This window comes from Acinetobacter sp. UBA2063, from assembly GCF_002333245.1.
Taxonomy (GTDB): domain Bacteria; phylum Pseudomonadota; class Gammaproteobacteria; order Pseudomonadales; family Moraxellaceae; genus Acinetobacter; species Acinetobacter parvus.
Map to the genome: position 1 here is coordinate 8,137 of NZ_DDAH01000230.1, position 1,664 is coordinate 9,800.

The window sequence follows — 1,664 nt, forward strand, 5'->3', positions numbered from 1 at the left end:
GCTTTTTTGATCATATTTAAAATCTTTACTTTAGAGTAGAACTAGATTGAGACTCTGAACCAGTAAAACGACTTGAACCAACTGTTTGATTTGGCGCATTAATCCCCTCCCTTTTCAGCATGACATCAACGGTTTTCAACATAATTTTAAAATCCAGTAAGATATTATGATTTTCTACATACTGAACATCTAAATTAAACTTTTCTTCCCAAGATAAATTATTCCGCCCACTTACCTGAGCAAGTCCAGTCATACCAGGCTTGACCTCATGTCTACGCATTTGATCAGGCGTGTAATATTCGAGGAACTCTGGCATTTGTGGTCGAGGGCCAACAATACTCATATCACCTTTGAGCACATTGAACAATTGAGGCATTTCATCAAGAGTTGTAGCGCGTAATTTTTGACCAAATGGCGTAATGCGTTGTTCATCTGGCAATAAGTTACCTTGGGCATCTAATGCATTTTTCATTGACCTGAACTTAATCATTTTGAAGATTTTACCATCTTTCCCTGGACGTTCCTGGCAAAAAAAGATAGGGGAACCTAAATGCTTACGTACCTTATAAGCAACAAATAGAAAAACTGGACTAAGAAACAGAATTGCAATTGATGCAATAACAATATCAACGAACCTTTTCATTTTCATCACTTAAACCCATAATTTCAAAAAGTTTCTCATTTACTCTATTAACATCGAACTTTTCTTGAGCAATTTCGCGACTCCTCATGCCCATAATATTCACTTGTTCAGGATGTTCAATAAAATAGCACATTTTATCAGCTAATGCTTGAATATTCCACTTTGGAACTAGAAAACCATTGATCCCATCAATTACAGTTTCTCGACAACCAGGCACATCCGTCGTAATTATAGGTCTTCCAATTGCCATTGCTTCCTGCGTACTGCGTGGAACGCCTTCTCGATAAGAGGGTAAGACAAATACGCTCGACTCATAAATCCAATCTTTTACGTTTAAAACGTATCCAGGATATTCAAACAGATTTTCTTTAACTAATTGATCTAAAGTTTCTTGTTTTAAAGCTCCCATATTTTCTGCATCAATCTCGCCTAAAATAGTAAAGTGTACTAATGGATGTTTCTTTTTCACTAAACGTATAGCTTCAATTAACTCAAAAACACCTTTTTCTTTTAACAATCGCCCAATGAAAAGAAATTTAATAGGTTCAATTTTCGCAGGCAAATAAGAAAACCTATCTAAATCTAGACCAATTCCACCTAGAATATGAACTTTAGGTACAGATAAATGATATGTATCCATTAAATCTTTTTTATCATCTGGATTTAAAAAGATTATTTGTTGCAAACAGGGAAAAGCCAATTTATAAAGTAAAACTTGTATATTTTTAATAATTTTTGTTTTTACTGTTTGACCTTGTGGCTGTTCAGTAAAAGTATAGCCTAACCCCTCCAACATACCGATAATATGAGGGATTTTCGCCAATCTTGCAGCCATACTGCCATAAATTACAGGTTTTGCCATATATGAAAATACAAGATCTGGGGCTATTTTCTTAATTTTTCTAGTTAATTGAATAAGAGAAGCTAAATCAGCAAAAGGATTTAACCCACCACGACTTAATTGATAAGGGACAGGAATAGCACCTAATGCTTTGATTTTCTCTAGGCAAGAATCTGTATA

2 protein-coding genes are annotated in these 1,664 nt (G+C 34.6%); both read right to left on the reverse strand.

The features are described from left to right. Positions 1-25 precede the first annotated feature (25 nt). Positions 26-643, reverse strand: coding sequence for a sugar transferase (locus B4H32_RS10855; RefSeq protein ID WP_286803046.1), 618 nt, complete (start codon positions 641-643; stop codon positions 26-28). Next, positions 627-1,664 (reverse strand): glycosyltransferase family 4 protein (locus B4H32_RS10860; RefSeq protein ID WP_286803045.1); only part of this gene is annotated, 1,038 nt, incomplete at its 5' end. The genes B4H32_RS10860 and B4H32_RS10855, both read right to left, overlap by 17 nt.